The organism is Pseudomonas sp. SID14000 (assembly GCF_002165135.1).
Classification (GTDB): domain Bacteria; phylum Pseudomonadota; class Gammaproteobacteria; order Pseudomonadales; family Pseudomonadaceae; genus Aquipseudomonas.
Window position 1 is genome coordinate 1 of record NZ_NFZQ01000003.1, and the last position, 26,172, is coordinate 26,172.

General features: G+C 63.1%; 23 protein-coding genes and 1 pseudogene. 12 read left to right on the forward strand and 12 right to left on the reverse strand.

Annotated elements, in window-relative coordinates; all coding sequences use genetic code 11:
• Together CAY82_RS26900 and CAY82_RS05075 are read right to left on the reverse strand one after the other, a co-directional pair.
• Positions 1-227, reverse strand: a 227-nt coding sequence (locus tag CAY82_RS26900; RefSeq protein WP_218190826.1) for a hypothetical protein, incomplete at its 3' end; no start/stop codon positions are given.
• A 528-nt stretch (positions 228-755) separates the two neighbouring features.
• A complete protein-coding gene (locus tag CAY82_RS05075; RefSeq protein WP_087500211.1) occupies positions 756-1,847 on the reverse strand; it encodes an MBL fold metallo-hydrolase in 1,092 nt (363 codons plus the stop codon).
• Between the two features lie 130 nt (positions 1,848-1,977).
• Here CAY82_RS05075 and CAY82_RS05080 point away from each other — a divergent pair, with 130 nt between their 5' ends.
• Both CAY82_RS05080 and CAY82_RS05085 read left to right on the forward strand, forming a co-directional pair.
• Positions 1,978-3,051 (forward strand): diguanylate cyclase, encoded by a 1,074-nt coding sequence (locus CAY82_RS05080; protein WP_087500528.1) that lies wholly within the window; start codon positions 1,978-1,980, stop codon positions 3,049-3,051.
• 46 nt (positions 3,052-3,097) lie between these two features.
• Positions 3,098-5,683 carry an EAL domain-containing protein gene (locus tag CAY82_RS05085; RefSeq protein ID WP_087500212.1) on the forward strand — a complete coding sequence of 862 codons (2,586 nt, stop codon included), beginning with the start codon at positions 3,098-3,100 and terminating at the stop codon, positions 5,681-5,683.
• A 175-nt stretch (positions 5,684-5,858) separates the two neighbouring features.
• On the opposite strand, the gene CAY82_RS05095 is transcribed toward CAY82_RS05085, so the two are convergent.
• Positions 5,859-6,194: a DUF2025 family protein gene (locus CAY82_RS05095; protein ID WP_087500214.1), complete on the reverse strand. Its 336-nt coding sequence runs from the start codon at positions 6,192-6,194 to the stop codon at positions 5,859-5,861.
• Positions 6,195-6,371: 177 nt separating this feature from the next.
• Here CAY82_RS05095 and CAY82_RS05100 point away from each other — a divergent pair.
• A pseudogene (locus CAY82_RS05100) lies at positions 6,372-6,509 on the forward strand (SDR family oxidoreductase); the annotation flags it as partial.
• 25 nt (positions 6,510-6,534) lie between these two features.
• Here CAY82_RS05100 and CAY82_RS05105 read toward each other — a convergent pair.
• The 7 genes from CAY82_RS05105 to CAY82_RS05130 form a co-directional block, all read right to left on the reverse strand.
• Entirely contained in the window at positions 6,535-7,392 is an 858-nt protein-coding gene (locus tag CAY82_RS05105; RefSeq protein ID WP_087500215.1) for an HlyD family secretion protein, read from the reverse strand.
• A gap of 12 nt (positions 7,393-7,404) precedes the next feature.
• Positions 7,405-7,611, reverse strand: coding sequence for a DUF1656 domain-containing protein (locus CAY82_RS05110; RefSeq protein WP_087500216.1), 207 nt, complete (start codon positions 7,609-7,611; stop codon positions 7,405-7,407).
• Positions 7,598-9,586 carry an FUSC family protein gene (locus CAY82_RS05115; protein ID WP_087500217.1) on the reverse strand — a complete coding sequence of 663 codons (1,989 nt, stop codon included), beginning with the start codon at positions 9,584-9,586 and terminating at the stop codon, positions 7,598-7,600. The genes CAY82_RS05110 and CAY82_RS05115 overlap by 14 nt, the downstream gene beginning before the upstream one ends.
• Before the next feature lie 179 nt (positions 9,587-9,765).
• Positions 9,766-9,882, reverse strand: a complete 117-nt coding sequence (gene ccoM / locus CAY82_RS27210; protein WP_003254862.1) for a cytochrome c oxidase subunit CcoM — start codon at positions 9,880-9,882, stop codon at positions 9,766-9,768.
• 135 nt (positions 9,883-10,017) lie between these two features.
• Entirely contained in the window at positions 10,018-10,179 is a 162-nt protein-coding gene (locus CAY82_RS26625) for a hypothetical protein (RefSeq protein WP_087500218.1), read from the reverse strand.
• Between the two features lie 67 nt (positions 10,180-10,246).
• On the reverse strand, positions 10,247-10,576 hold the full coding sequence (locus tag CAY82_RS05125) for an aspartate-semialdehyde dehydrogenase (protein WP_085590175.1): 330 nt from the start codon (positions 10,574-10,576) through the stop codon (positions 10,247-10,249).
• Positions 10,577-10,639: 63 nt separating this feature from the next.
• Entirely contained in the window at positions 10,640-11,335 is a 696-nt protein-coding gene (locus CAY82_RS05130; protein WP_087500219.1) for a M949_RS01915 family surface polysaccharide biosynthesis protein, read from the reverse strand.
• A 163-nt stretch (positions 11,336-11,498) separates the two neighbouring features.
• On the opposite strand from CAY82_RS05130, the gene rapA reads away from it, so the two are divergent.
• Together rapA and CAY82_RS05140 are read left to right on the forward strand one after the other, a co-directional pair.
• Complete coding sequence (gene rapA / locus CAY82_RS05135; protein WP_087500220.1) at positions 11,499-14,345, forward strand: RNA polymerase-associated protein RapA; 2,847 nt, start codon at positions 11,499-11,501, stop codon at positions 14,343-14,345.
• 234 nt (positions 14,346-14,579) lie between these two features.
• On the forward strand, positions 14,580-16,844 hold the full coding sequence (locus CAY82_RS05140) for a bifunctional diguanylate cyclase/phosphodiesterase (RefSeq protein WP_087500221.1): 2,265 nt from the start codon (positions 14,580-14,582) through the stop codon (positions 16,842-16,844).
• Here CAY82_RS05140 and CAY82_RS05145 read toward each other — a convergent pair.
• Both CAY82_RS05145 and CAY82_RS05150 read right to left on the reverse strand, forming a co-directional pair.
• On the reverse strand, positions 16,744-17,631 hold the full coding sequence (locus CAY82_RS05145) for an NAD(P)-dependent oxidoreductase (RefSeq protein ID WP_087500222.1): 888 nt from the start codon (positions 17,629-17,631) through the stop codon (positions 16,744-16,746). The two genes, CAY82_RS05140 and CAY82_RS05145, sit on opposite strands and share 101 nt — an antisense overlap.
• Before the next feature lie 207 nt (positions 17,632-17,838).
• Complete coding sequence (locus tag CAY82_RS05150) at positions 17,839-18,150, reverse strand: DUF2288 domain-containing protein (RefSeq protein ID WP_087500223.1); 312 nt, start codon at positions 18,148-18,150, stop codon at positions 17,839-17,841.
• 358 nt (positions 18,151-18,508) lie between these two features.
• Here CAY82_RS05150 and CAY82_RS05160 point away from each other — a divergent pair, with 358 nt between their 5' ends.
• From CAY82_RS05160 to CAY82_RS05190, 7 genes are all read left to right on the forward strand, one after another.
• Entirely contained in the window at positions 18,509-19,624 is a 1,116-nt protein-coding gene (locus tag CAY82_RS05160; RefSeq protein ID WP_087500225.1) for a branched-chain amino acid ABC transporter substrate-binding protein, read from the forward strand.
• 185 nt (positions 19,625-19,809) lie between these two features.
• On the forward strand, positions 19,810-20,733 hold the full coding sequence (livH, locus tag CAY82_RS05165; RefSeq protein ID WP_087500226.1) for a high-affinity branched-chain amino acid ABC transporter permease LivH: 924 nt from the start codon (positions 19,810-19,812) through the stop codon (positions 20,731-20,733).
• Positions 20,730-21,986, forward strand: coding sequence for a high-affinity branched-chain amino acid ABC transporter permease LivM (locus CAY82_RS05170; protein WP_087500227.1), 1,257 nt, complete (start codon positions 20,730-20,732; stop codon positions 21,984-21,986). The genes livH and CAY82_RS05170 overlap by 4 nt, the downstream gene beginning before the upstream one ends.
• Positions 21,983-22,750: a high-affinity branched-chain amino acid ABC transporter ATP-binding protein LivG gene (gene livG / locus CAY82_RS05175; RefSeq protein ID WP_013973920.1), complete on the forward strand. Its 768-nt coding sequence runs from the start codon at positions 21,983-21,985 to the stop codon at positions 22,748-22,750. The genes CAY82_RS05170 and livG overlap by 4 nt, the downstream gene beginning before the upstream one ends.
• A complete protein-coding gene (locus CAY82_RS05180; RefSeq protein WP_087500228.1) occupies positions 22,751-23,452 on the forward strand; it encodes an ABC transporter ATP-binding protein in 702 nt (233 codons plus the stop codon).
• A gap of 236 nt (positions 23,453-23,688) precedes the next feature.
• Positions 23,689-24,363 (forward strand): COG3650 family protein, encoded by a 675-nt coding sequence (locus tag CAY82_RS05185; protein WP_087500229.1) that lies wholly within the window; start codon positions 23,689-23,691, stop codon positions 24,361-24,363.
• Positions 24,364-24,466: 103 nt separating this feature from the next.
• Positions 24,467-26,074: an NAD(P)/FAD-dependent oxidoreductase gene (locus tag CAY82_RS05190; protein ID WP_087500230.1), complete on the forward strand. Its 1,608-nt coding sequence runs from the start codon at positions 24,467-24,469 to the stop codon at positions 26,072-26,074.
• Positions 26,075-26,172: the final 98 nt, after the last annotated feature.

Sequence of the window (26,172 nt, forward strand, 5' to 3'; positions counted from 1 at the left end):
TCACAAGCACCCACACGAATTGCTTGATTCGATTTGTTAAAGAGCGTTTGGTTAAGAGCTTTTCGTCTCAACCGAGGCGCGCATTCTACGCTTTCCTCATTTGCTGTCAAGCGTTTATTTTGAAGTTTTTTGCGAGAAACTCGTTTAGCTTCAAACACTTGACTCGCTGCGATCTCTCGTAGCGGGAGGCGAATCATACAGCGTTTAGAAGCGCTGTCAACCATCATCTCAACCGCTGGCGATCATTTGATCGCAGCCCTTTCAGCTCTCCCTGAACAACCTAACTCATTGAATTTCAAGAATTTTGTCGTTCCGATGTCGCTGGAAGTGGGGCGCATTATAAGGGGATTCAGAACCCCGTCAACCTCTAATTTCATTTATTCGAAATATTCCAGGCGAAGACCGTATCAAGGCCACCAGGTGTTCGCCACAACACCTTCTGCGCCTATGAGATCGAGCGCCGCCCGCGCGGCGCTTCGCAGCACAAGGCTGCTCCTACATCTGTTTCGGGCCAATTATTCCTGCGCCATTGGCGCGCGCACCCTGGGTGCATGGCAGGAGATTGATGAAGAACAGCAGGCGCAACCTTCGATATTGAATGGAACAGACAAGACGGTCGCGCGCGCCAGGCACAGGAGAGACTGGCCCGAAACAGATGTAGGAGCAGCCTTGTGCTGCGAAGCGCCGCGAGGGCGGCGCTCGATCTCACAGGCGCCAGAAGAACAAAGGCAGGCACCTTTCACAACCAGTGAGGCTCAGCGCGCCGCCACCACGCGCTCATTCGCCTGCCCCCGCTGACGCACAGGCCGCGGCTGCCACCAGTTCTGCCCGGCGTGCGGAGAGTCAAGGCTGACCCGCTCCCCCATCTGCGGCGTGCTCAAACGCACCTGTGTCTGGTTGGCCAGCGCCAGGATGCGTTCGAACGGTTCCTGCCAGCCGTGAATGGAAAGATCGAAGGTGCCGTTGTGAATCGGCAACAGCCAGCGCCCGCGCAAATCCAGATGGGCCTGCAAGCTCTGCTCCGGCTGCATGTGCACATCGGGCCAAGCGACGTTGTAGGCCCCGGTCTCGATCAGGGTCAGGTCGAACGGTCCAAAACGCTCGCCAATCTGCTTGAATCCATCGAAGTAGCCGGTATCGCCACTGAAGAATACTCGCACATCCTCGTCGACGATCACCCACGACGCCCACAAGGTCCGGTTGCTGTCCAGCAGCCCGCGCCCGGAAAAGTGCTGCGCCGGGGTGGCAACAAAGCGCACGCCCTCGACCTCGCTTTCCTGCCACCAGTCCAACTGCCGCACCTTCGCCGGTGCTACGCCCCAGGTCATCAGCAGGTTGCCGACACCCAGCGGCGCCAGGAACATACCCGTGCGCGGTGCCAACTGGCGAATCGCCTGTTCGTCCAGATGGTCGAAGTGATCGTGGGACAGCACCACCGCAGCCAACGGCGGCAACTGGTCCAGCGACAGGGGTGGCGCATGGAAACGCAGTGGGCCGGCCCACTGCACCGGCGAGGCGCGCTCGGCGAACACCGGGTCGGTAATGAAGAAGCGCCCGCGCAGCTTGAGCAATACCGTGGAATGGCCAAGGCGCCACAGGCTACGGTCGGGTGCGTCAAGCACCTGCTGGCGGGTCATGGGCTGGAGGCTGAACGGGGTGGTTGGCCGGGTTTCCGGCGGCTTGCGCAGGAACACGTACTTGAGCCCGATGCGCAGCTTTTTCAATACGCCATCCTGTGGCAACGACGCCTGGTTGTGAAAACGTCCTTCCCGCTGGGGCGCCGGCTCGCCGGCAGGGTTGGCCAAAGGGACCATCAGCAACAATCCGAGCAACAGGAAAGCCTTCATGCTACCCCACAATGATCGGATCAACCGTGAATTGGCTTGTAAGGTCATTTTTCGTCGATGAAACACTGTTCAACAATGTTCATGCGAGTTATGCGATAAACGGTACTCCGGCAGGAGAACGATGACCATGATGGATAAACACAGCGGCAAAGGCCTTTCATTCGTCAAACGCATCTACCTGCCGCGTGTCATCGGCCTTGGGATCGGCCTGTTCAGCGTCATGGCCGCCATGGCACCGCTGTCGCCGCCGACCTGGGTATGGCTGCTGGTGCTGTTCAACGGTCTGCTGTGGCCGCATGCGGCCTACCTGTGGGCTACCCGTTCGGCCGCGCCTTACCACGCAGAACAGCGCAACCTGGTGCTGGACTCCCTAATGGGTGGGTTCTGGACCGCCGCCATGCAATTCAACCCATTGCCCAGCGTGACCGTGCTGTCGATGATGACCATGAACAACGTCGCCGCCGGCGGCAAACGCCTGGTCGTTCGCGGGGTGCTGGCCCAGCTGGCCGGCATGCTCGTCGCGATCCTGCTGCTCGGCCCCGGCCTGCAACTGAACGCCACGCCGCTGCAGATCTATGCCTGCCTGCCGATGCTGACGCTCTACCCACTGGCGCTGGGCTGGGTCTGCTACCAGCTGGCCATCAAACTGGCCGACCACAAGCGCCAGCTAAGCGCCCTGAGCCTCACCGACAGCCTGACCGGCTTGCTCAACCACGGCGCCTGGAAAGACCTGCTGCTGCTGAAGTTCCAGGCCTGCCAGCAGCAGCAAGGGCACGCGGTGATTGCCCTGATCGACATCGACCACTTCAAGACCATCAACGACACCTTCGGCCACGTGGTCGGCGACTGTGTGCTGCGCCAGCTCAGCGCCGAGCTGCGGCGCAACCTGCGCGAAGGCGACCAGGCCGGGCGCTACGGTGGTGACGAATTCTGTGTGATCTTGCCGGACACCAGCGAGGCCCAAGCCTGCCAGGCCATGGAGCGCCTGCGCGAGCGGGTCGCCAGCTACCGTAACCCGCAGTTGCCGCACCTGCGCATCAGTCTAAGCATCGGCCTGTCGGCATTCGAAGCCGACCTGGAGTCACCCGAACACTGGCTCGAACAGGCGGACAAGGCACTATACACCGCCAAGCATGCTGGCCGGGACCAGATCAATTTTGCCCGCAGCGACGCTGCGGCGCTCAGGCTGGCCTATCCTGATTGAACCTCCTTCCTGACTGCCTGGCGGGAGGCTGCCTGAAGGAGCCCGCATGGCCAGGACCGCCAACCTTCCACCCTCCAGCCCCACACCGCGCTTCCAGGTGCGTCACCTCATTGCAGGCTTCAGCGCAGTTTTCGGCTTGGCCTGCCTGGTCATCCTCGGCGCCCTGTTCAATATCGCGGGTACTCTTGACCATCAGGAGCGCCAGCGCAGTGCCCTGCAGGCGTCCAAGGCGCTGGAACAACGCCTGCTTGCCTCGCGCCAGTTCCTGTCCAGCTACGCCGTGTGGGATGCTGCCTTTGAACACCTGGCGGGCCAGGCCGACTGGAAATGGGCCTACGAAGAAAAGAACGTGGGCGAATCGCTGTACAGCGCCAGCGGCTATGAAGGGGTGTTCGTGGTGGAGGACACACGCACCACCTACGCGCTGTTCAAAGGCCAGCCTACCCAGGCAGCGGCCAATACCTATATTGATGCAGCGCTGCAGCCAATCATCGACCAGGCCCGGGCTGCAGCCATACCACGCGAACAGATCACCCGTTTCGTCCTGTTCAACGGTTGGCCGGCCGTGCTCAGTGCGGCGGCGGTGCGCCCGGACCGGGATGTCACCGATAGCGAGGTCAGTCAGGCGCCGGTGATGCTGTTCGTCGACCAGCTCACCGAGGACAAGCTGGCGCAACTGAGCAGCGGTGCCGGCCTGACTGGCATGCATGTGGAAAAAGATGATGTGGGTGAGCACGGCCACCTGCGCATCGACCTCGGCGATACGGGCTACCACCTCTCCTGGAGCAGCCCGTTGCCAGGGCACCAGTTGCTGCGAGCTGTGTTGCCCCCACTGGCAGGTGCCTTGCTGATACTCGGTCTGGTCATGCTGTACCTGTTCCGCCATGCCTTGCGCAGTTCGCGGGCGATCGAGCTCACGCTCGCCCATCTGCAGCAGAGCAACCAGGCACTGGAGGCCAGCGAGCAGCGTTTTCGTGCGGTAGCCGAGTCGGCCTCCGACTGGATCTGGGAAACCGATCGGCATCAACGCCTGACCTACCTGTCACAACGCTTTGTCAACGTCACCGGCTACCCGGTAAACGACTGGCTCGGCCACCCGCTCAATCAGTTGCTGGCCTGCGATACCACACCGCTCTCGCCGTGGCTGGATGCCCTGGCCGCGGCCGACCCACAACAACTGGCCAACCTGCGCTGCACCTACCGCGACCAGAATGGCCAGAACCGCTACTGCCGGGTTTCGGCCCGCGCCATCTGGTACGACGGCAAGCCCGTCGGCTTTCGCGGCACCGCAAGCGACATCACCGACGAAGTCGACGCCCATGCGCGCATCCAGCACCTGTCGCTGCACGACCCACTGACCGGGCTGGCCAACCGCAACAAGCTCGCCCGACACCTCGAGCAGGCACTGTTGCGCGGCAGCGATTCACCGCCACTGACCTTACTGCTGCTGGACCTGGACAACTTCAAGCCGATCAACGACTCCCTCGGCCATGCCGCCGGTGACGCCGTGCTGCAAGAGGTAGCAACCCGCCTGCGCGACAGTACCCGCGATGGCGACCTGGTCGCACGCCTGGGCGGAGACGAGTTCCTCCTGGTGCTCAGTGGCATGGACAACCGCAGCGAGATCGACCGCTTCTGTGCGCGCCTGATCAGCCTGCTGCAGCAACCCATCGTCTTCGATAGCCAGCCCCTGCACGTTGGCGCCAGCATCGGTGTCGCCCAGACCCGCACCCAGGGCTTCGATGCCGGCGAGCTGATCCGCTGTGCCGACATCGCCCTGTACCAGGCCAAGGCCGACGGCAAGAACACCTGGCGCTATTTCGCTGCCGAAATGAACCAGCAGATCCAGTACCGCCGCCAACTCGAGAACGACATGCGGCGGGCCCTGCGCAATCAGGAGTTCGCGCTGCATTACCAGCCGCGCTACCGCCTTAGCGACCTGCGCATCGTCGCGGTCGAGGCCTTGCTGCGCTGGCAGCATCCGCAGGAGGGATTGCTGGGGCCGGATACCTTTATTCCGTTGGCCGAGCAGAGCGACATCATTGTCGCACTGGGCCGCTGGGTGCTGCGCGAAGCCTGCCGCACAGCCCACGACTGGCCTGCCGACGTACTGGTTTCGGTGAACCTGTCGCCTGCGCAGTTCCTGCGCAGCGATGTGGTGGCCGATGTGCGCGAGATCCTGCTGGAAACCGCCTTCCCTGCCCAGCGCCTGGAGCTGGAAATTACCGAGAACGTGATGCTCAACGACATCGAAGGTGCGCTAGGCACCATGCTATCGCTCAAGGAGCTGGGCGTGCGCCTGAACATGGACGACTTCGGCACAGGCTACTCGTCGCTAGGCTACCTGCGCACCTACCCGTTCGACAGCATCAAGATCGACAAACGCTTCATCAGCGGGCTGAACAACACCGGCGGCAGCGACCGCGCCGTAGTCCAGGCCATCATCAACCTGGGCGAAGCCATGGGCCTGACGGTGACGGCCGAAGGGGTGGAGAGCGAGCAGCAGCTCATGGCACTGGAGAAGGACCGTTGCCATGAGGTGCAGGGCTATTACCTGAGCCGGCCGCTGGACAGTGCGGGGCTCAAGGCGTTGTTGCAGCAGGCATCCCAGCGTTCGGCGCCCTACCTGTAGCGCGTGGAAGTAACTGTCTTGCCCTGGTTTGAATGATTACCCCTGTGGGAGCGGGTTCACCCGCGAAGAATGCGGCGCGGTACATGGCACCGGCTTCGCCGGTGTTCGCGGGTGAACCCGCTCCCACAGGGATAGTGCAGGCTTTCGAAGTTCGAGCGAGGCGATTGCTCCGCTGTTACAGAGCGGAATTCCGCTGCAACCTGCGCTCAGCCACGATTTCTGGCAGGTCGCGTCGGCTCAGGTAGGTGCGCAGCGGTTCACCGATGTTCAAACGGTCATCCACGTGCTGCTCCAGCAACAGCGCCAGCCGTTCACGGCACAGGGCCATGCGCAGCCCTTGCTCGGGCCGCCAGACAAACTCGCTACAAGGCGTGATGCTGGCGTCGGCCACGTCCATGCCGAACGAATCTTCGGAAAAACGCACGATATGCACACCGCGCTTGCCATGAAAACCGACAAAGCCCTTGAGCTGGTCGGCAGCGTTGCAAATATCCTGGGAAGTGATGGCCATGACGTAACCTCGCAATGAAATCGGAAGATACGCACGCCAGACAGGAAAGGGTCGCCTCTGCCGGGCAACTCGTGACTGGCAGCCTAGCGCAAGCCACCGCACAGACGCTACGCTTTTCATCGATCAGCAGCCACCATCAACCTGCGAATGCAGCACCTCCCCCAGCCACTGCATGAAGCGATGGAAGTGCTGACCCGCTACCAGGCCAAGGAAATGGGGTCGCGTGGCATTCGCGTGAACATTCTGGCGCCGGGGGCGATCGAGACTGATTTGGGTGGCGGAGTGGTGCGGGATGTTCCTCTGAATTCGAGAATCCGGGGCCACAAAGTGGCCCCCTGCTTCATTGCTCATGCACCTGCACACTGGCGGTCATCCCCGCGCTCAGGGTCACCCCCTCCGGCACCTGGTCCAGGCGAATCCTGACCGGTATCCGCTGCGCCAGGCGTACCCAGTTGAAGGTCGGCTCAACCTCCGGCAGCAACTGGCTGTCCGGGTTGCTGTTGCGGTCGGTGATACCACGGCTGATGCTCTCCACATGGCCTTGCATCGGCTCACCCGCCCCCATCAGCCAGACCTTCACCGCATCCCCCACACGAATGCGCGGCAGCTTGGTTTCCTCGAAATAGGCCTGGATATAGAAGGTTGAATCGTCCACAAGGGCCATCACCGGCTCCCCGGTATTCACATAGTTGCCCTCGGCCAGGCGCAGGTTGGTGATATGCCCGCTGCGCGGTGCCCGCACTTCACTGCGCGCCAGGTTGATTTTGGCAACCTGCAACTGCGCCTCAGCCTCATGCAGCTCACCGCGGGCAATGGCCGCATTGATCTGGGCGTTTTCCCGCAATTCGGCACTGATCGCCTCCGGCCCCAGGGCAGTACGCCGGGCCGCTTCACGCTCGCGCAGGCGCAGTTGCTGGGTGCGGGTCTCGGTCACGGCACTGGCCTGGTAGAAGGCCGCCTGGAAGCGTTCGCGGTCGATGCTCATCAGCAGATCACCGGCCTTGACCTGTTGGTTATCTCGGGCCTTCAGCTCGCGCACCCAGCCAGACACATCGGGGGCGATCACCACGACATCGGCGCGCACTCGGGCATCGCGGGTCCAGGGGGTGAGCATGTAGTACTGCCACAGCTGATAGCCGGCGAACACGGCAACGGCCACTACACACAAGGTGACCAAGGTACGTACGGCCGCACGCATCGAAACACTCCTTTATAAAGTTCCCAGCAGTCGCACTACCAGGAACAACACACAAACGAACAGCGCCGCGTCAAACAGCGCTTCATGCCAGATCCAGCGCCCCAACGGCGTGGCCTGCACCAGCAGACGCAGCAGCCCGGTAAGCAACAGCGCCAGTAACACATAAACCAGGAAGGGACTGAACAGCACGCCGCCCACTTCCCACTCACGCAACCCCATGGGCTTCCTCCTGCCAGCGGCACCATTTGCCCCAGCTTTTCTGCAATTGCAGCACGGCCCCTTCGGCCAACCGCAACGGATCGCTAGAGGGTAGCTGGCGCAAGGCGCCAATGAACTGTTCGCTGGCTGCATCCAGGCGCTGACCACGCCCGGGCGCCGGCCCCTTGGCCAGCACTGCCTCTACCTGCTGCAAGTATTCGCGCTCGGCCTGCCCCAACGGGGCCTGGGCGACCGCCAGGCACATGCGCAGGTGCACCAGTTCATCGCCGATATCCAACCCATGCAGGCCGTCATCCCAGCGCTTGCGCTCGCTCTCGGGCAGCTCGCCGGCATACCGCGCCAGTTGCATCAGGCGGTCAGCCATGCGCCCACCGAACCAGCTGTCAGCGCCGCGCAAGTCGCGCCGGGTCAGGCGCACCAGGTCGCTCTGGGTGGCTGCGCGCAGGCGCCGGCCCAGCCAGGCCGGGTGGCGAAACACCAACAAGCGGAAGGCCATCACCGCCGCCGACACTCCCACCAGCATGGCCAAGGCACTGTTGAGCATGCTGGCCACACCGAACTGCATGACGTTGAGCGGCGACACCAGCACGATGAAGTGCAGGCAATAGGAGGTAGCCGTGGCCCCAGTCCGCGGGTGAGCCATACCCAACGCACCGAGAAACAGCGGCACGCCCATGCCCAGACACAGCATGGCGAAGCTGCTCCATTGCGGCAGCAGAATCTGCCCGACCAGAAACGCCGTGGGTATCGCCAGGCAGATCCCGCGCAAAAAGCTCAGACCGATCTGCGCACCGTTCTCGCGGCTGGCGAACAGGCTGCAGACCACGCAGGTCAGCACCAGGCCCCCCGGTGCCGAAGGCCAGGCAGTGGCCAGCCAGAAGCCGCTCATTACCAGAAAGGCCAGCGCACTGCGTGAGCCGAACAGCAAGGCCAGCGACCAGTCGCGGTGCGCAGCCAGGCCCTGGGACACATCCTTGGGCGCCCTGCCCGCCTCCACATCATCCAGCGCCTGGCTGGCGGCCATGGCGTAATCCAGCAGCAGCGCCATACGCGCCAGGCAGAAGTGCTCCACCGGGCTGATCTGTTCATCGTGGGCGACATCCCAGATGCGCTGGCGCAGCAACAACAGGCTGGGCTGGTCAGGCTTGCCCAGCAGCGCACGCACCTCCTCCAGCCAGGGTGCCAGGTGTTCGGCCTCACGCTCATCAAGTTGCCGCCACTGCCGGCGTACCGAGCGGGAGATGCGCAACAGCACCATCAGTTTCTGGCTCAGGCCTCGAATGGCGCGGGCACGCTGGCGCCCACGATTGCCTTCGAACCAGGCGTGTTCGCGTTGGCTGTCGATGGCAACGATACGCCCCAGGCTCTCCAGCAAGCCTTTGCGCGCCTCGTCTTCACCGCCCAGCATGGCACTGGCGGCCTGCAGGCCGTTCTGCCATGCCTGGCGGGCCTGCCCGCCCAGTTGCTGCTCTACCCGCATGGGCCAGAGCAAGGCGCTGCTGGCGGTGGCACAGAAGATACCCAGGCAAATCTCGGTGCAGCGCGCCACGGCCTGGTCGAACACCTGCAACGGGTGGTCGATGGCCGGCAGGGCGATGATCGCCGCGGTGTAGCCAGCCAGCACGAAGGCATAGGCCCAGGCGCTGCGCAGCTGGGTGGAGGCGGCGGTGCACAGGGCCAGCCACAGGGCCAATGTAAGCAGGAACAGCCATGGGGTCTGGGCGAACAGGCCGATGAACAGCACCGAGGCAAACGTACCGACCAGGGTGCCGGCCAGCCGTGCCAAGCCCTTCTGCACCACCATGCCCGACAGCGGCTGGGCGACGATGAAAGCGGTCATCAGTGCCCAGGACGGTTGCTCCAGGCCCCAGCGCATCGCCAGCCACAGCGCCAGGCCACCACCGAGCAGGGTCTTGATGGCGAACTTGAGGGCGAGGCTGCTGGGGGCGAACAGGGCCTGGAGGGTGATGGGCACGAGGCGGACCTTGCGGGGATGGTCTTGTAGAAAGATAGACAATGGTGGGAAGGATAAAGCGGAAACGATTAATTAGCTAGCTAATCATCTTTACTGAGAGGCAACACAAAAATTGCAGGCAAAAAAAATGGGCGACCGAAGTCGCCCTAAATGCCTTGCGTGCTCGTGTACCCGGAAGGTCAGCGCGGTTTGCGCTTGTTTGAGTCCTTCCAGATGAAAATGCCCAGACCGGCAAAGAAGGCGACCATCAACCCGACCGTTACCACACCGGCGATAACCACATTGTCGAAGAACATGCTGGCCTCCCCATTCGTTTGCCGTTGTCCGATGGGTGCAAGTTAACCAATGTTAGGGCGGGGAAAATTGATCGGTGTCAATGGTGCCCGGGGCCGGGCACGCGAGGCGGGTGCAGGGTTGACCTGCGTCAAGTTTCAGCGCTTCTTCGGCTTGCCCTTGGGCTTCTTTTTCCTGGAGGTGTTCAACGGCAGGGCCTGCTCGAACGCATTGCGCATTTCGTTCAGGCGCTTTTCCTTGAGGTCGTGGACGCGCTTGGCGCGTTCGGCATCGAAATCGATGAGGTTGTCTTGGCTCATGGTTGGGCTCGACGATCAACTGAGACTTGCATGATGAAGCCAGGCGCAGGCGCTGACCAGCCCCGCGTCAGACTTCTATGTCCACCAGCAGCCCCTGGCGTACATGCTCACCCATCAATGGCGCCACCGGCACGGTATTGTCGGCGTTGACCTCGTCACCCGGCATCGCACTGTAGCGTTCGTCGTCACCCTTCTGTCGGCGTTGCTGCTGGCGGCGCTGCTCATCGCGCAGCAGCAGCGCCTGCTCCTGCGGGTCACGCTGGTGCTTGAGGTCGATGGCACTTTCGCCGGATGCAGGCTGCGTCGGCACCACCGGCTTGATATCGGGAGTCGGCTTGACCGGGTCCTGTTGCGAGGTCACCGGGGCGGCACTGAGCGGAATGATCGGTGGCAACATGGACGTTCTCCTATGCCCCCTGTATCGGCAGGTGCGGTTTTACCTTGATGGCATGCACAACACTTATTCGGCTTCGTCGTCAGGGCCGTCGTCGGTTGGCGAGCTGGCCTCGCTCCAGGGCCGCTTGTACACCTGCTGCCAGACCGCGTCCATGTGCTCGCGCAGCAGCTGCGGCGCAGCCTTGAGCGAGGCACTGTCCTCGCGCTCACCGCCGATCGGCTCTTCACCTGCCGGGATAATCAGCGACTGGCCGGTGATGCTGTAGCTGGCCTGCCCTTCGCGCATTTCGATGGCGATGTCGTGCGGGTCGATGCCCCCGCCGCAGAAGGCGTGGCTGGCAACCGTCACCTCGGCGACGCCATCCTTGTTCAGGTCGCCGACATCGCTGACGTCATTGTAGAAGTCCACATCCAGGTCCAGGCCCGGGCAGGTGGTTTCCTGCTCGATCTGCCAGCGCGCCTTGAACGCGTCGTTTTCGGCGGTGCGTCCGTACAGCGTGGCCCTGAGTACCACCTTGTCCACCTCCTGCTCGCTTTCCGGGTCGCTGGCCTGGCCATCGCTGCGGCTCAATACCAGCAGGCCTTCACCGTCGCGGTCACGAAAGTGCACGCTCTTGATCGGCGTCTGCACACCCAGTACCTCAAGCTGCTCCATCGGGATGGCGGGCAAGGTCTCGAAGTTTTTCTGCTCGCAGGCGGCCAGCAGCAACAGGCTGCCCACGGCCATCGAGGTGCTGATCCAGCGGTGCTTGGCAGACATGTCGATCCGGAGCCCTCGTCGGCAGCGCGGTGGGGGGCGATGAAGCGGCTAGACTGTTGCACTACCTATCGTACTTCGGCACCTTTCGATGCGCTCGGCACTTTGGTCTGACCGGCCGATCCGTTAACATAATCGGCTTTTTCATCGCGGGAGTTCAGGCAGTATGGCGCAGCAGTATCAACCGGGGCAACGCTGGATCAGCGACAGCGAAGCCGAGCTCGGCCTGGGTACCATCCTGGCGCAGGATGGCCGCCTGTTGACCGTGCTCTACCCGGCCACTGGCGACACCCGCCAGTATTCCCTGCGCAATGCGCCGCTGACCCGCGTGCGCTTCTCGCCAGGTGACCAGATCACCCACTTCGAGGGCTGGAAGCTGACCGTGCGCGAGGTCGAGGATATCGACGGGCTGATGGTCTACCACGGTCTGGACGGGCAAAACCAGCCGCGCACCCTGCCGGAAACCCAGCTGTCGAACTTCATCCAGTTCCGCCTGGCCAGCGACCGCCTGTTCGCCGGGCAGATAGACCCGCTGTCGTGGTTCAGCCTGCGCTACAACACCCTGCAGCACACCAGCAAACAGATGCAGTCGGCGCTCTGGGGCCTGGGCGGCTGCCGCGCCCAACCCATCGCCCACCAGTTGCACATCGCCCGCGAAGTCGCCGACCGCAGCGCGCCGCGCGTTTTGCTGGCCGACGAAGTGGGCCTGGGCAAAACCATCGAGGCCGGCCTGGTGATCCACCGCCAGCTGCTGTCGGGCCGGGCCAGCCGAGTGCTGATCCTGGTGCCGGAAAACCTCCAGCACCAGTGGCTGGTGGAAATGCGCCGCCGCTTCAACCTGCAGGTAGCCCTGTTCGACGCCGAGCGTTTCATCGAAAGCGACGCCAGCAACCCGTTCGAGGATGCCCAGCTGGCGCTGGTGGCCCTGGAGTGGCTGGTCGACGATGAAAAGGCCCAGGACGCGCTGTTCGCCGCCGGCTGGGACCTGATGGTGGTGGACGAAGCCCACCACCTGGTCTGGCACGAAGACCAGGTCAGCGCCGAATATGGCCTGGTTGAACAGTTGGCCCAGGTGATCCCGGGCGTGCTGCTGCTCACTGCCACCCCCGAGCAGCTCGGCCAGGACAGCCACTTCGCCCGCCTGCGCCTGCTCGACCCCAACCGTTTCCACGACCTGGCCGCCTTCCGCGCCGAGAGCGAACACTATCGCCCGGTGGCCGAAGCCGTACAGGAACTGCTCGACGAAGGCCGCCTGTCGCCCAAGGCCCACGCCACCATCCTGGGCTTCCTGGGTGCCGAAGGCGAAGCCCTGCTGGCCGCGGTCAGCGATGGCGATACCCAGGCCAGTGCGCGCCTGATCCGCGAGCTGCTAGACCGCCACGGCACCGGCCGCGTGCTGTTCCGTAACACCCGCGCGGCGATCCAGGGCTTCCCGGAGCGCCAGCTGCACCCTTACCCACTGGCCACGCCCGAGCAGTACCGCGACCTGCCAGCCGGCGAGCACGCCGAGCTGTATCCGGAAGTCGCCTTCCAGGCCCAGGGCGAGGTGGCCGACGACGAACGCTGGTGGCGTTTCGACCCGCGCGTCGACTGGCTGATCGACACCCTGAAGATGCTCAAGCGCACCAAGGTGCTGGTGATCTGCGCCCATGCCGAGACAGCGATGGACCTGGAAGACGCCCTGCGCGTGCGCTCCGGCATCCCGGCCTCGGTATTCCATGAAGGCATGAGCATCCTCGAACGCGACCGTGCCGCCGCCTACTTCGCCGACGAAGAGTTCGGCGCACAGGTGCTGATCTGCTCCGAGATCGGCAGCGAAGGCCGTAACTTCCAGTTTGCCCACCATCTGGTGATGTTCGACCTGCCAGCGCACCCGGACCTGCTCGAACAGCGCATCGGCCGCCTCGACCGTATCGGCCAGAAGCACACCATCCAGCTGCATATCCCGTACCTGCAGGAGAACCCGCAAGAGCGCCTGTTCCAGTGGTACCACGAAGGCCTCAACGCCTTCCTCAACACCTGCCCTACCGGCAACGCCCTGCAGCACCAGTTCGGCCCACGCCTGCTGCCGCTGCTCGAAGGTGGCGAAAGCAAGGCCTGGGAAGCCCTGGTGGCCGAGGCCCGCAGCGAGCGCGAACGCCTGGAAGCCGAACTGCATACTGGCCGTGACCGCCTGCTGGAGCTCAATTCCGGCGGTGCCGGCGAAGGCCAGGCGCTGGTCGAGGCCATTCTCGAGCAGGACGACCAGTTCGCCCTGCCGATCTACATGGAGACCCTGTTCGACGCCTTCGGCATCGACAGCGAAGACCATTCCGAGAACGCCCTGATCCTCAAGCCGAGCGAGAAGATGCTCGACGCCAGCTTCCCGCTGGGCGATGACGAAGGCGTGACCATCACCTACGACCGTGGCCAGGCGCTGTCGCGCGAGGACATGCAGTTCCTCACCTGGGAACACCCGATGGTACAAGGCGGCATGGACCTGGTGCTGTCCGGCTCGATGGGCAACACTGCCGTGGCGCTGATCAAGAACAAGGCGCTCAAACCCGGCACCGTGCTGCTTGAACTGCTGTTCGTCAGCGAGGTAGTGGCACCGCGCAGCCTGCAACTGGGCCGTTACCTGCCACCGGCGGCATTGCGCTGCCTGCTCGATGCCAACGGCAACGACCTCGCGTCCCGCGTTGCCTTCGAAACCCTCAACGACCAGCTGGAAAGCGTGCCGCGCGCCAGCGCCAACAAGTTCGTCCAGGCCCAGCGTGACGTACTGGCCCAGCGCATCGGCAGTGGCGAGGCCAAGGTCATGCCGACCCACGTCGAGCGCGTGGCCGAGGCCCAACGCCGCCTGGCAGCGGAAGCCGACGAAGAGCTGGCCCGTCTGGTCGCGCTGCAAGCGGTCAACCCGAGCGTGCGCGACAGCGAGATCGAGGCGCTGCGCAAGCAGCGCGAAGAGGGCCTGGCGATGCTGGAGAAAGCGGCACTGCGCCTGGAAGCCATTCGCGTGCTGGTGGCTGGCTAGTCCCGACCCAGAGCTCCCATAGGGCTGCCTTGTGCTGCATCCTGTGGGAGCGGGCATGCCCGCTCCCACAGGGGCAAACTCTATATTCCGGGCTGCGATCAGGTTCATAACCAAATCGTAGGAATCAATGTGCCATTAGTCAGGAAGGGTTAAACACCTCTTCCTATACTGCCTCTGGACAGTCTGCACAGGGTTGTAGCGCAGACGAGTGAAAACTCGACCAAGAGGCACTCCATGGAATGGCTGGGGCTGCAACTGTTCGCCGATTTGCCGGCAACCGGGCGCATTGTCATCGATTGCCGGCATGACCCGTTCCTGGTCCTGCTCGCCTACTTCGTCGCCTGTGCGGCCTGCTTCGCCACCCTGGACATGGCCGAGCGCCAGTCCCACAGCGAAGACCCGACCGCCCACCGGCAATGGAACATGCTCGGTGCCTGCTGCCTGGCCGGTGGCATCTGGGCCATGCACTTCATCAGCATGCTGGCCTTCCAGGCGCCAGTGGAAGTGCATTATGACGCGTCGCTGACCATCCTTTCGCTGCTCATCGCTCTGGCCGTTGCCTGGCTGGCCATGCACAGCCTCGACCGCAGCCAGATGCGCGCACACCATTACCTGCAAAGTGCAGTGCTGATCGGCCTGGGCATCATCCTCATGCACTTCGTCGGTATGGCCGCCCTGGAAACCGGCGCCCGCCAGTACTACCAGAGCGGCCTGCTGCTGGCCTCTACCACCATTGCCCTGCTCACCAGCCTGACGGCGCTGTGCCTGGCCCGCTACTTCCGTCAGGGCAGCGGTACCCTGCACCAGGCCATGAAGTACGGCGCCAGCGTGCTGATGGCCGGCGGCATCGTCGCCACCCACTTCACCGCAATGTCGGCCATGACCCTGGTCATCCCGGCCGACACTGCCCTGCGCCTGCCCTCTGGCGACAACAGCCTGCAACTGGGGCTGGGTATCGGCTTCATCACCCTGCTGATCAGTGGTGCCAGCATCAGTACCGCACTGGCCGACAAGAAGCTGCAAAGCAAGGAGCACGACCTGCGCCGGGTCAGCGTGCTGCTCAGCCAACTGGACCAGGCCCGCGCTTCGCTGCAGCAGGCCGCGCACTACGATGCCCTGACCAACCTGGTCAACCGCCGCGGTTTCAACCAGGTGTTCGCCGAACGCCTGGCCGAACACCAGGCCACGGAAAGCCGCCTGGCGGTGATGTTCCTCGACATCGACCATTTCAAACGCATCAACGACAGCCTCGGCCACGACGCCGGCGACGAACTGCTCAAAGTGATCGCCAGCCACATCAAGGCCGCCACCCGCAACCACGACCTGGTCGCGCGCTTTGGTGGCGACGAGTTCTGCGTGGTCACCAGCCTCAACAGCCGCGACGAAGCCCGCCACCTGGCCCAGCGCATCATGCAAAGGATGAAAGAGCCCATCGACCTGGGCGGCCGACGCATGGTCATGACCACCAGCATTGGCATCAGCATCTTCCCCGACGATGGCATCACCGCCGAAGAGCTGCTCAAACATGCCGACCTCGCCCTGTACCAGTCCAAGGGCAGCGGGCGCAACAGCCTGAACTTCTTCAACGACAGCCTGAAGACCCGGGCGTCGATTGCCTTGCAACTGGAAGAAGAACTGCGCCTGGCCCTGCTAGAGGAGCATGGGCTATGCGTGCACTACCAGCCGATTTTCGACCTGCGTAGCAGGCAAGTGGCCAAACTGGAAGCCCTGGTGCGCTGGCAACACCCGCAACACGGTCTGCTCGGGCCCGAGCGTTTTGTCGCCATCGCCGAAGCCAACGGCCTGATTTTAGACCTCGACCTGTGGGTACTGCGCCACGCCTGCGCCGATCTGGCCTACCTGCAGCGCCATGGCGACGGCAACCTGAAGGTCACGGTCAATTGCTCCGCCGTCACCCTCAGCCACGACGAACTGCCCAACGAGGTGGAGAAGGCGCTGTTCCACGCTGGGCTCGCTCCCCGGCAGCTGGAACTGGAAGTGACCGAGAACGCCCTGATGGGTGACATCCAGCGCACGGTCAACCTGCTCAAGCGCGTGCGCGCCCTGGGCGTGGCGCTGTCGATCGATGACTTCGGCACCGGCTACTCGTCGCTGGCCTACCTCAAGCGCCTGCCGCTGGACGTGCTGAAGATCGACCGCAGCTTCCTGCAGGATGTACCGGGTACCCAGAAGGACCGCGAGATCGTCCAGGCGATCATCGTCATGGCGCATACCCTGCATTTGCAGGTGGTCAGCGAGGGCGTGGAAACCGACGAACAGCTGGCGTTCCTCGAGGCCCACGGCTGCGACTACCTGCAGGGCTACCTGCTGGGCCGCCCGGAGCCGCTGGCCGAACTGCGGCCACTACTGGAGCGGCTGCAGCGCCAGAGCAGTGTGCTCACCCCTTGCGGCGGTACAGTTCAACCAGGGTCGCCGGATCTTTTTGCAGATAGCCCTGGCTTCCGTGCAGGCGCATCAATTGCGCAGCGAGGCCACTGAGCGGCGTCGCCGCCCCCTGTTCGCGGGACAACTTGACCGCACCATCCAGATCCTTGAGCAGCGTGCGCACGTGCCACTTGATCGGCTCGAAGCGGCTCTCGGCCATTTGCGGCGCGAGGATCTGCAACGGTTTGGAATCTGCAAAGCCGCCAGCCAGCGCTTCGGCGAGCAGAGTCGCGTCGACACCGGACTGTTCAGCCAAGGCCACCACTTCGGCAATCACCAAGGCATTGCAGGCCACGATCATCTGGTTGCAGGCCTTGGTCACCTGGCCCGCACCCACCGCCCCCATGTGCGTCACGCGCTGGCCAAGTACCTGCAGCACCGGCCGGGCGCGCTGCAGGTCGGCCGCCTCGCCACCAACCATGATCGCCAGGGTGCCGGCTTCGGCACCGGGCGTACCGCCGGACACTGGCGCATCCAGCCAGGCCATGCCGCACAGCGCCGCCAGTTCGGCGGCCATCTCACGGGTGGCGGTGGGTTCCAGGCTGGAGAAATCGATCAGTAATTGGCCGCTGCGCCCGCCCAGGGCAATGCCTTGCTCGCCAAACACCACCTCGCGCACTACCGCCGTGTCGGCCAGGCACAGCAGTAGCATTTCGCTGTCGCGGCACAGTTCGGCAGGGCTGTTGGCCTGGCGCGCGCCAGCGGCGACCAGTGCGGCGCACTTGTCCGGGCTGCGGTTCCACACAGTCAGTGGGTAGCCTGCAGCCAGCAGGCGCCGGCACATGGGCAAGCCCATCAGACCGATGCCGGCGAATCCAAGCGAAGGTAGTTGTGAGCTCATCAATGACTCCAAACAAATTCGATATCGATCCGGGCCGCTTTGCGGCCTTCGCGGGGCACGCCCGCTGCAACAGGACTGCAAGGCAGCCCCCATTACGCATCCCGTAAACTGTTACCGCCACGCCGAATTGTTACTTCCCTCTACCTGTCCTGAGCGCCCTCAAGCACCAAAACAGGCCTGCTGCGCATTTTCGCGCACCAAAAAAGATCACACCTCTGCCGGGCGCTTCACCTGGATCACGATGAACGGCGAAACCACCACCGCCCAGATCTCTGGATCGCGGCTTTGCAGGTCCTGAGCCTGCTCGGCCGTCACCGGCCCAACAGTGCCATCACTACGCCACTTGGCGAAGATCTCGCTGCGATTCTCGGCCATCGCCTCGGCAACGGCGATCAGGTCGAGGCTTGGGTCGACCCAAATCAGGTCACCCTTGGCCCAGAAGCGCTCCAGCGCTTTCCACTCGATGATTGCCGTCTCGCCAAGCAATTTGGCATAGAGGGTGCTTGTTTGATCAGTCATGGGTGGTATCCGCAAAAATCGGCCAATAAAAAGGCCGGCATTTTTGCAGAAAAACCCGGTTTCAAATATGTAATTTGGTCGATGGATCCCGAAGTTGTGGGGCGGGGTCACAGATGCAGGCAGTTTGATGGCGCCTTTCTGTATCTTTGTGTCGATCAAGCGACAACCCAGGAAACAGGCACTTTTCGACCGCTTTTCAAGCGCTCGAACAGCGCTCTACACTGCACCGGTACAGTTCCGGGACATGTTCCGGGGGAAGGTGGGCTTGCGCGTTGGCATGGCCACGCCGCAAATCCCGCCCGGTCTGTAGCCCTGGCCGCCAGGACTATAAGAATTACAACAGAATGAGTGGAGCACTATGATCAAGATTTCCAAGCTGTTCGCCGCAATGGTTCTGGCCGGGGTAGCCAGCCATTCGTTTGCCGCCGATACCATCAAGATCGGGATTGCAGGCCCCAAAACCGGCCCCGTGACCCAGTACGGCGACATGCAGTTCATCGGCGCCAAGCAAGCCATCAAGGATATCAACGCCGCGGGCGGCGTGGATGGCAAGATGCTCGAAGCCAAGGAATACGACGACGCCTGCGACCCTAAACAGGCCGTTGCAGTCGCCAACAAAGTGGTCAACGACGGCGTCAAGTTCGTCATCGGCCACCTGTGCTCCAGCTCCACCCAGCCTGCGTCCGACATCTACGAAGACGAAGGCGTGATCATGATTACCCCGGCCGCTACCTCCCCGGAAATCACCGCCCGTGGCTACAAGCTGATCTTCCGCACCATCGGCCTGGACAGCGCCCAGGGCCCGGCCGCCGGCAACTACATCGCCGACCACGTCAAACCGAAGGTAGTCGCCGTCCTGCACGACAAGCAGCAGTACGGTGAAGGCATCGCCACCGCGGTCAAGCAGACCCTGGAAGGCAAAGGCACCAAGGTTGCCGTTTTCGAAGGCCTGAACGCCGGTGACAAGGACTTCTCCTCGATCATCCAGAAGCTCAAGCAGAACAACGTCGACTTCGTCTACTACGGCGGCTACCACCCAGAGCTGGGCCTGATCCTGCGCCAGGCTCAGGAAAAAGGCCTGAAAGCCAAGTTCATGGGCCCGGAAGGCGTGGGCAACGACTCCATCTCGCAGATCGCCCAGAACGCGTCCGAAGGCCTGCTGGTGACCCTGCCGAAGTCGTTCGACGCCGACCCTGCGAACAAGAAGATCGTCGACGCTATCAAGGCTGACGGCAAGGACCCAAGCGGTCCGTTCGTGTTCCCGGCCTACTCGGCTGTCGAGCTGATCGCCCAAGGTATCAAGGTTGCTGGCTCCGACGACACCGAGAAGGTGGCTGCCGCCATTCACGCCGGCAAGTTCAAGACCCCGACCGGCGAGCTGTCGTTCGACGACAAAGGCGACCTGAAAGACTTCAAGTTCGTGGTCTACGAATGGCACTTCGGCAAGCCGAAGACCGAAGTCTCCCCTCAGTAACTGCGTGACTAATAGCTGACCTACGAGCCCACTGTGCGAGCAGTGGGCTTTGTTTTATGAGGTTCATGGGCCTGATCCCCGCGATCCGGGGGCGGGCTCACCTGAAAATCTTAAAACCGTCACCCGCGGTTTCCTGGCCTTACCCCCGCCAGCGAAATGCAAATCAGGTTTTTAGGAGCGCTGTAATGCCTGAGATCTACCATTTCTTCCAACAACTGGTTAATGGATTGACCATCGGCAGCACCTATGCCTTGATCGCCATCGGCTACACGATGGTGTACGGCATCATTGGCATGATCAACTTCGCCCACGGCGAGGTGTACATGATCGGTTCCTACGTGGCCTTCATCGCCCTGGCGGGCCTGGCCATGATGGGTATCCATTCGCTGCCGATCCTCATGACCGTCGCCTTCGTCGCGACGATCTTCGTCACCAGTGCCTATGGCTACAGTATCGAACGGGTTGCCTACCGCCCCCTGCGCAACAGCAACCGCCTGATCCCGTTGATTTCCGCCATCGGCATGTCGATCTTCCTGCAGAACACCGTCTTGCTGTCGCAAGACTCCAAGGACAAGTCCATCCCCAACCTGATCCCCGGAAGCTTCTCGTTCGGGCCAGGCGGTGCAGAAGAGGTACTGATCAGCTACATGCAGATCCTGGTATTCGCCGTCACCCTGGTGGCCATGACCTGCCTCACCCTGTTCATCTCCCGTTCCCGCCTGGGCCGCGCCTGCCGCGCCTGCGCCGAGGACATCAAGATGGCCAACCTGCTGGGCATCAACACCAACAACATCATCGCCCTCACCTTCGTCATCGGTGCCGCCCTGGCGGCGGTGGCGGCCGTGCTGCTGAGCATGCAGTACGGGGTGATCAACCCCAACGCCGGTTTCCTGGTGGGCCTGAAGGCCTTCACTGCGGCGGTACTGGGTGGCATCGGCAGCATTCCGGGCGCCATGCTCGGCGGGCTGGTGCTGGGCGTGGCCGAAGCGTTCGGTGCCGATATCTTCGGCGACCAGTACAAGGACGTGGTGGCATTCGGCTTGTTGGTTCTTGTCCTGCTATTCCGGCCGACCGGCATCCTGGGCCGCCCGGAGGTTGAAAAAGTATGAACAGAAATCTCAAACAGGCGTTCTTCAGCGCCTTGCTGGTATGGGCCGTAGCGTTCCCGGTACTGGGCCTGAAACTGAGCATCGACGGCATCAGCCTGTCCGTGCACAGCCAGGGTTCCTTCAACCTCAGCATCATTGCCCTGTGCTCGGTGCTGATGTTCCTGCGCGTGCTGTTCGACAAGCAGTGGAGCTCGGTAATGGGCCGCCGTTCGGATCGCAAGCTGATCCCGCCGGCTGTCAGCAACTACCTGACCCTGCCGAAAACCCAGCGCTACGTGATCATGGGCCTGATCGTCGCGGCACTGGTGTGGCCGTTCTTCGGCTCGCGCGGTGCGGTCGACATTGCCACGCTGATCCTGATCTACGTGTTGCTGGGCCTGGGCCTGAACATCGTGGTCGGTCTGGCGGGCCTGCTCGACCTGGGTTACGTCGGTTTCTACGCCGTCGGCGCCTACAGCTATGCCATGCTCTCGCACTACCTGGGCTGGAGCTTCTGGGTATGCCTGCCGATCGCCGGCCTGATGGCCGCTACCTTTGGCTTCCTGCTCGGCTTCCCGGTGCTGCGCCTGCGCGGTGACTACCTGGCGATCGTGACCCTCGGCTTCGGCGAGATCATCCGCCTGTTCCTGCGTAACCTCACCGACTGGACCGGCGGCCCCAACGGCATCAGCAACATCCCCAAGCCGGAACTCTTCGGCCTGACCTTCGAACGCCGTGCCGCCGAGGGCATGCAGACCTTCCATGAGTTCTTCGGGCTGGAATACAACTCGATCAACAAGGTCATCTTCCTCTACCTGGTGGCCCTGCTGCTGGCCCTGCTGGCGCTGTTCGTGATCAACCGCCTGCTGCGCATGCCGATCGGCCGCGCCTGGGAAGCCCTGCGCGAAGACGAGATCGCCTGCCGCGCACTCGGCCTGAACCCGACCGTGATCAAGCTGTCGGCATTCACCCTGGGTGCCTGCTTCGCCGGTTTCGCCGGCAGCTTCTTCGCTGCGCGCCAGGGGCTGGTCACGCCGGAGTCGTTCACCTTCATCGAGTCGGCGATCATCCTCGCCATCGTCGTGCTCGGCGGCATGGGTTCACAACTGGGCGTGATTCTCGCGGCCATCGTGATGATCCTGCTGCCCGAGCTGATGCGTGAGTTCAGCGAATACCGGATGCTGATGTTCGGTGCGCTGATGGTGTTGATGATGATCTGGCGTCCGCAAGGCCTGCTGCCTATGCAACGTCCACACATGGAGCTGCGTCGATGAGCCGCGAAATTCTGCAAGTCAGCGGCCTGAGCATGCGCTTCGGCGGCTTGTTGGCGGTTAACGGCGTGGGCCTGACCGTCAAGGAAAAACAGGTGGTGGCACTGATCGGCCCGAACGGTGCCGGCAAGACCACCGTGTTCAACTGCCTGACCGGCTTCTACAAGCCCAGCGGCGGTACCATCCTGCTCGATGGCCAGCCGATCCAGGGCCTGGCCGGGCACCAGATCGCCCGCAAGGGCGTGGTGCGGACCTTCCAGAACGTGCGCCTGTTCAAGGAAATGACCGCGCTGGAAAACCTGCTGATCGCCCAGCATCGCCACCTGAACACCAACTTCTTCGCCGGCCTGTTCAAGACCCCGAGCTTCCGCCGCAGCGAGAAGGAGGCCATGGAGCGCGCGCAGTACTGGCTGGAGAAGGTCAACCTGACCGAATTCGCCAACCGTACCGCCGGCACCCTCGCCTATGGCCAGCAGCGCCGCCTGGAAATCGCCCGCTGCATGATGACCCAGCCGCGCATCATCATGCTCGACGAACCGGCAGCGGGCCTGAACCCGAAGGAGACCGAAGACCTCAAGGCGCTGATCGCCTACCTGCGTGAATCGCACAACGTCACCGTGCTATTGATCGAGCACGACATGAAGCTGGTGATGAGCATTTCCGACCATATCGTGGTGATCAACCAGGGCACCCCCCTGGCCCACGGCACGCCGGAAGAGATCCGCGACAACCCTGACGTGATCAAAGCCTACCTGGGGGAAGCGTAAATGCTGAAGTTCGAAAACGTTTCCACCTTCTACGGCAAGATCCAGGCGCTGCACAGCGTCAACGTGGAGATCAACCAGGGCGAGATCGTTACCCTGATCGGCGCCAACGGTGCCGGCAAGTCGACCTTGCTGATGACCCTGTGCGGCTCGCCGCAGGCGCACAGCGGCAGCATCAAGTACCTGGGTGAGGAACTGGTCGGCCAGCCGTCTTCGCACATCATGCGCAAGAGCATCGCAGTGGTGCCGGAAGGCCGCCGCGTGTTCTCCCGCCTGACCGTCGAGGAAAACCTGGCGATGGGTGGCTTCTTCACCGACAAGGGCGATTACCAGGAGCAGCTGGACAAGGTGTTGCAGCTGTTCCCGCGCCTGAAGGAGCGTTATATCCAGCGTGGCGGCACCATGTCCGGTGGCGAACAGCAGATGCTCGCCATTGGCCGGGCGCTGATGAGCAAGCCCAAGCTGCTGCTGCTTGACGAGCCCTCGCTGGGCCTGGCGCCGATCATCATCCAGCAGATCTTCGACATCATCGAACAGTTGCGTCGTGATGGCGTGACGGTGTTCCTGGTGGAACAGAACGCCAACCAGGCGCTGAAGATCGCTGACCGTGCCTATGTGCTGGAGAACGGCCGGGTAGTGATGGAGGGTACCGGTGAAGCACTGCTGACCGACCCGAAGGTGCGCGACGCGTACCTGGGGGGTTGATGGGAAAAGGGCCTTCGGGCCCTTTTTTCTGCCTGCCGGTTTTATATCGTGTGTGCTGGCCTCTTCGCGGGTAAGCCCGCTCCCACAGGTACGGCGCCACACTCAAGCTTGCGCTATCTCTGTGGGAGCGGGTTTACCCGCGAAGAGGCCAGCACAGTTGACCGAAAACTTGTGATCCCGGCAAAGCCTGAGTAACGTGCCAGCTCCTTGGCTAAAGATCCCCCGGAGCCCGCCCCATGCGCCTCACCCCCACCCTGCTGCTCACCGCCCTGCTGCCCCTGTTCGCCGGCTGCCAGCTCATGGCTGACGCCCCCAGCGACCCGAACATCGGCACTACGCGCATGCAGGGCGAGCTGCGTGCAGGCGGTGGCCAGCTGCTGTTCAAACCCTGCAGCGAAAACCGCACTTTCGTGATTAACGACGTCGCCGCCACCGGCATCCTGCAGGAAGCCGCCAACCTCGCCAAGGACGCCAACGACAAGCTGTTCGCCGATGTCCGTGGCCGCCTCACCGGCAGCAAGCAGGCCAACAACGACGGCTGGCTGGAAGTACGCCGCCTGTACCGCCTGGAACCTTCCACCCGCGCTTGCGAAGACCCCAACTTCAAGCAGCTGACTCTACGCGCCAACGGCCACGAGCCAGACTGGGACATCAAGGCCAGCGGCAAAGGCATGGTGCTCAATCGCGTCGGCCAGGAACCCCTGCCCCTGCCCTTCCTGGAAGAAGAAGTGCCCGGCGGTGGCCTGACCCTGACCAGCGAAGCCAACGGCCAGCACGTGGAGCTGTGGGTCGCGCCACAACGCTGCGTAGACACCGCCACCGGTGCCATCCACCACCTGCGCGCCGAACTGCGCATCGACGGCAAGCCCCTGCAGGGCTGCGGTTACTACGGCGGTGCGCGCGACAACTGATCGCCGGGCACTTTTATCCTGCCAGTCGGGGCGGCGAACAGCTTATACTTGGCGGTTTGTGTAAAGCCGCCGGCCGCCCATGGCCGGGATACTGGACCCTGCCATGCTACGAATCACCGAACTGAAGCTGCCCCTGGACCATCCCGACGAAGCCCTGCGTGAAGCCATCGTCCAGCGCCTGGGCATCCGCGACGAGCAACTGCTCAGCTTCAACCTGTTCAAGCGCAGCTACGATGCGCGCAAGAAGAACAGCGAGCTCCTGTTCATCTACACCATCGACCTGGAAGCCAGCAACGAAGCCGAGCTGCTCAGCAAGTTCGCCGACGATCGCAACATCGGCCCAGCGCCAGACGTGACCTACAAGTTCGTCGGCCAGGCCCCGGCCGATCTGCAGGAGCGCCCGATCGTGGTCGGTTTCGGCCCGTGCGGTATCTTCGCTGGCCTGTTGCTGGCACAGATGGGCTTCAAGCCGATCATCCTCGAGCGCGGCAAGGAAGTGCGCCAGCGTACCAAGGACACCTGGGGCCTTTGGCGCAAGAGCGTGCTCAACCCCGAGTCCAACGTGCAGTTCGGCGAAGGCGGCGCCGGCACCTTCTCCGACGGCAAGCTGTACAGCCAGATCAAGGACCCGCAGCACCACGGCCGCAAAGTACTGGAAGAGTTCGTCAAGGCCGGTGCGCCGGACGAGATCCTGTACATCAACAAGCCGCACATCGGTACCTTCCGCCTCACCGGTATGGTCGAGCAGATGCGTCAGGACATGATCGCCCTCGGTGCCGAAGTGCGCTTCCAGCAGAAGGTCACCGACCTGCTGATCGAGGATGGCCAGCTGACCGGCGTGGTGCTGGAGAGCGGCGAACAGCTGCACTCGCGCCATGTGGTGCTGGCCCTGGGCCACAGTGCACGCGACACCTTCCGCATGCTGCACGCCAAGGGCGTGTACATGGAAGCCAAGCCATTCTCGGTAGGCTTCCGTATCGAGCACCCGCAAACGCTGATCGACAAGGCGCGCCTGGGCAAGTACGCCGGCCACCCGAAACTCGGTGCCGCCGACTACAAGCTGGTGTACCACGCCAAGAACGGTCGTTCGGTGTACAGCTTCTGCATGTGCCCGGGCGGCACCGTGGTGGCCGCCACCAGCGAGCCGGGCCGTGTGGTCACCAACGGCATGAGCCAGTACTCGCGTAATGAGCGCAACGCCAATTCCGGTATCGTCGTCGGCATCGACCCCGAGCGCGATTACCCAGGCGGCCCGCTGGCCGGCATCGAGCTGCAGGAGCGCCTGGAAGCCCACGCCTACGTGATGGGTGGTAGCAACTACCAGGCCCCGGCGCAACTGGTGGGTGACTTCGTTGCCGGCCGGCCGTCGACTGCGCTGGGCAGTGTCGAACCGTCCTACAAACCGGGGGTGACCCTGGGCGACTTGGCGCCGAGCCTGCCGGACTTCGCCATCGAGGCCATCCGCGAAGCACTGCCGGCGTTCGACCGGCAGATCAAGGGCTACAACCTGCATGATGCGGTATTGACCGGGATCGAGACGCGCACCTCATCGCCGCTGCGCATTACCCGCGGTGAGAATTTCCAGAGCCTGAACCTGAAGGGGCTGTTCCCGGCGGGTGAAGGGGCCGGGTATGCGGGCGGGATCCTGTCGGCGGGTGTCGATGGGATTCGCATTGCCGAGGCGGTGGCGCGGGATATGCTCGGCCTCTGATTCCTTGTCGCCTGCCAGGGCCTCTTCGCGGGTAAACCCGCGAAAGGGCCCTTGCAGGCATCAGAAAAGTCCACAACCAACATCAGACTTCCCCCCCC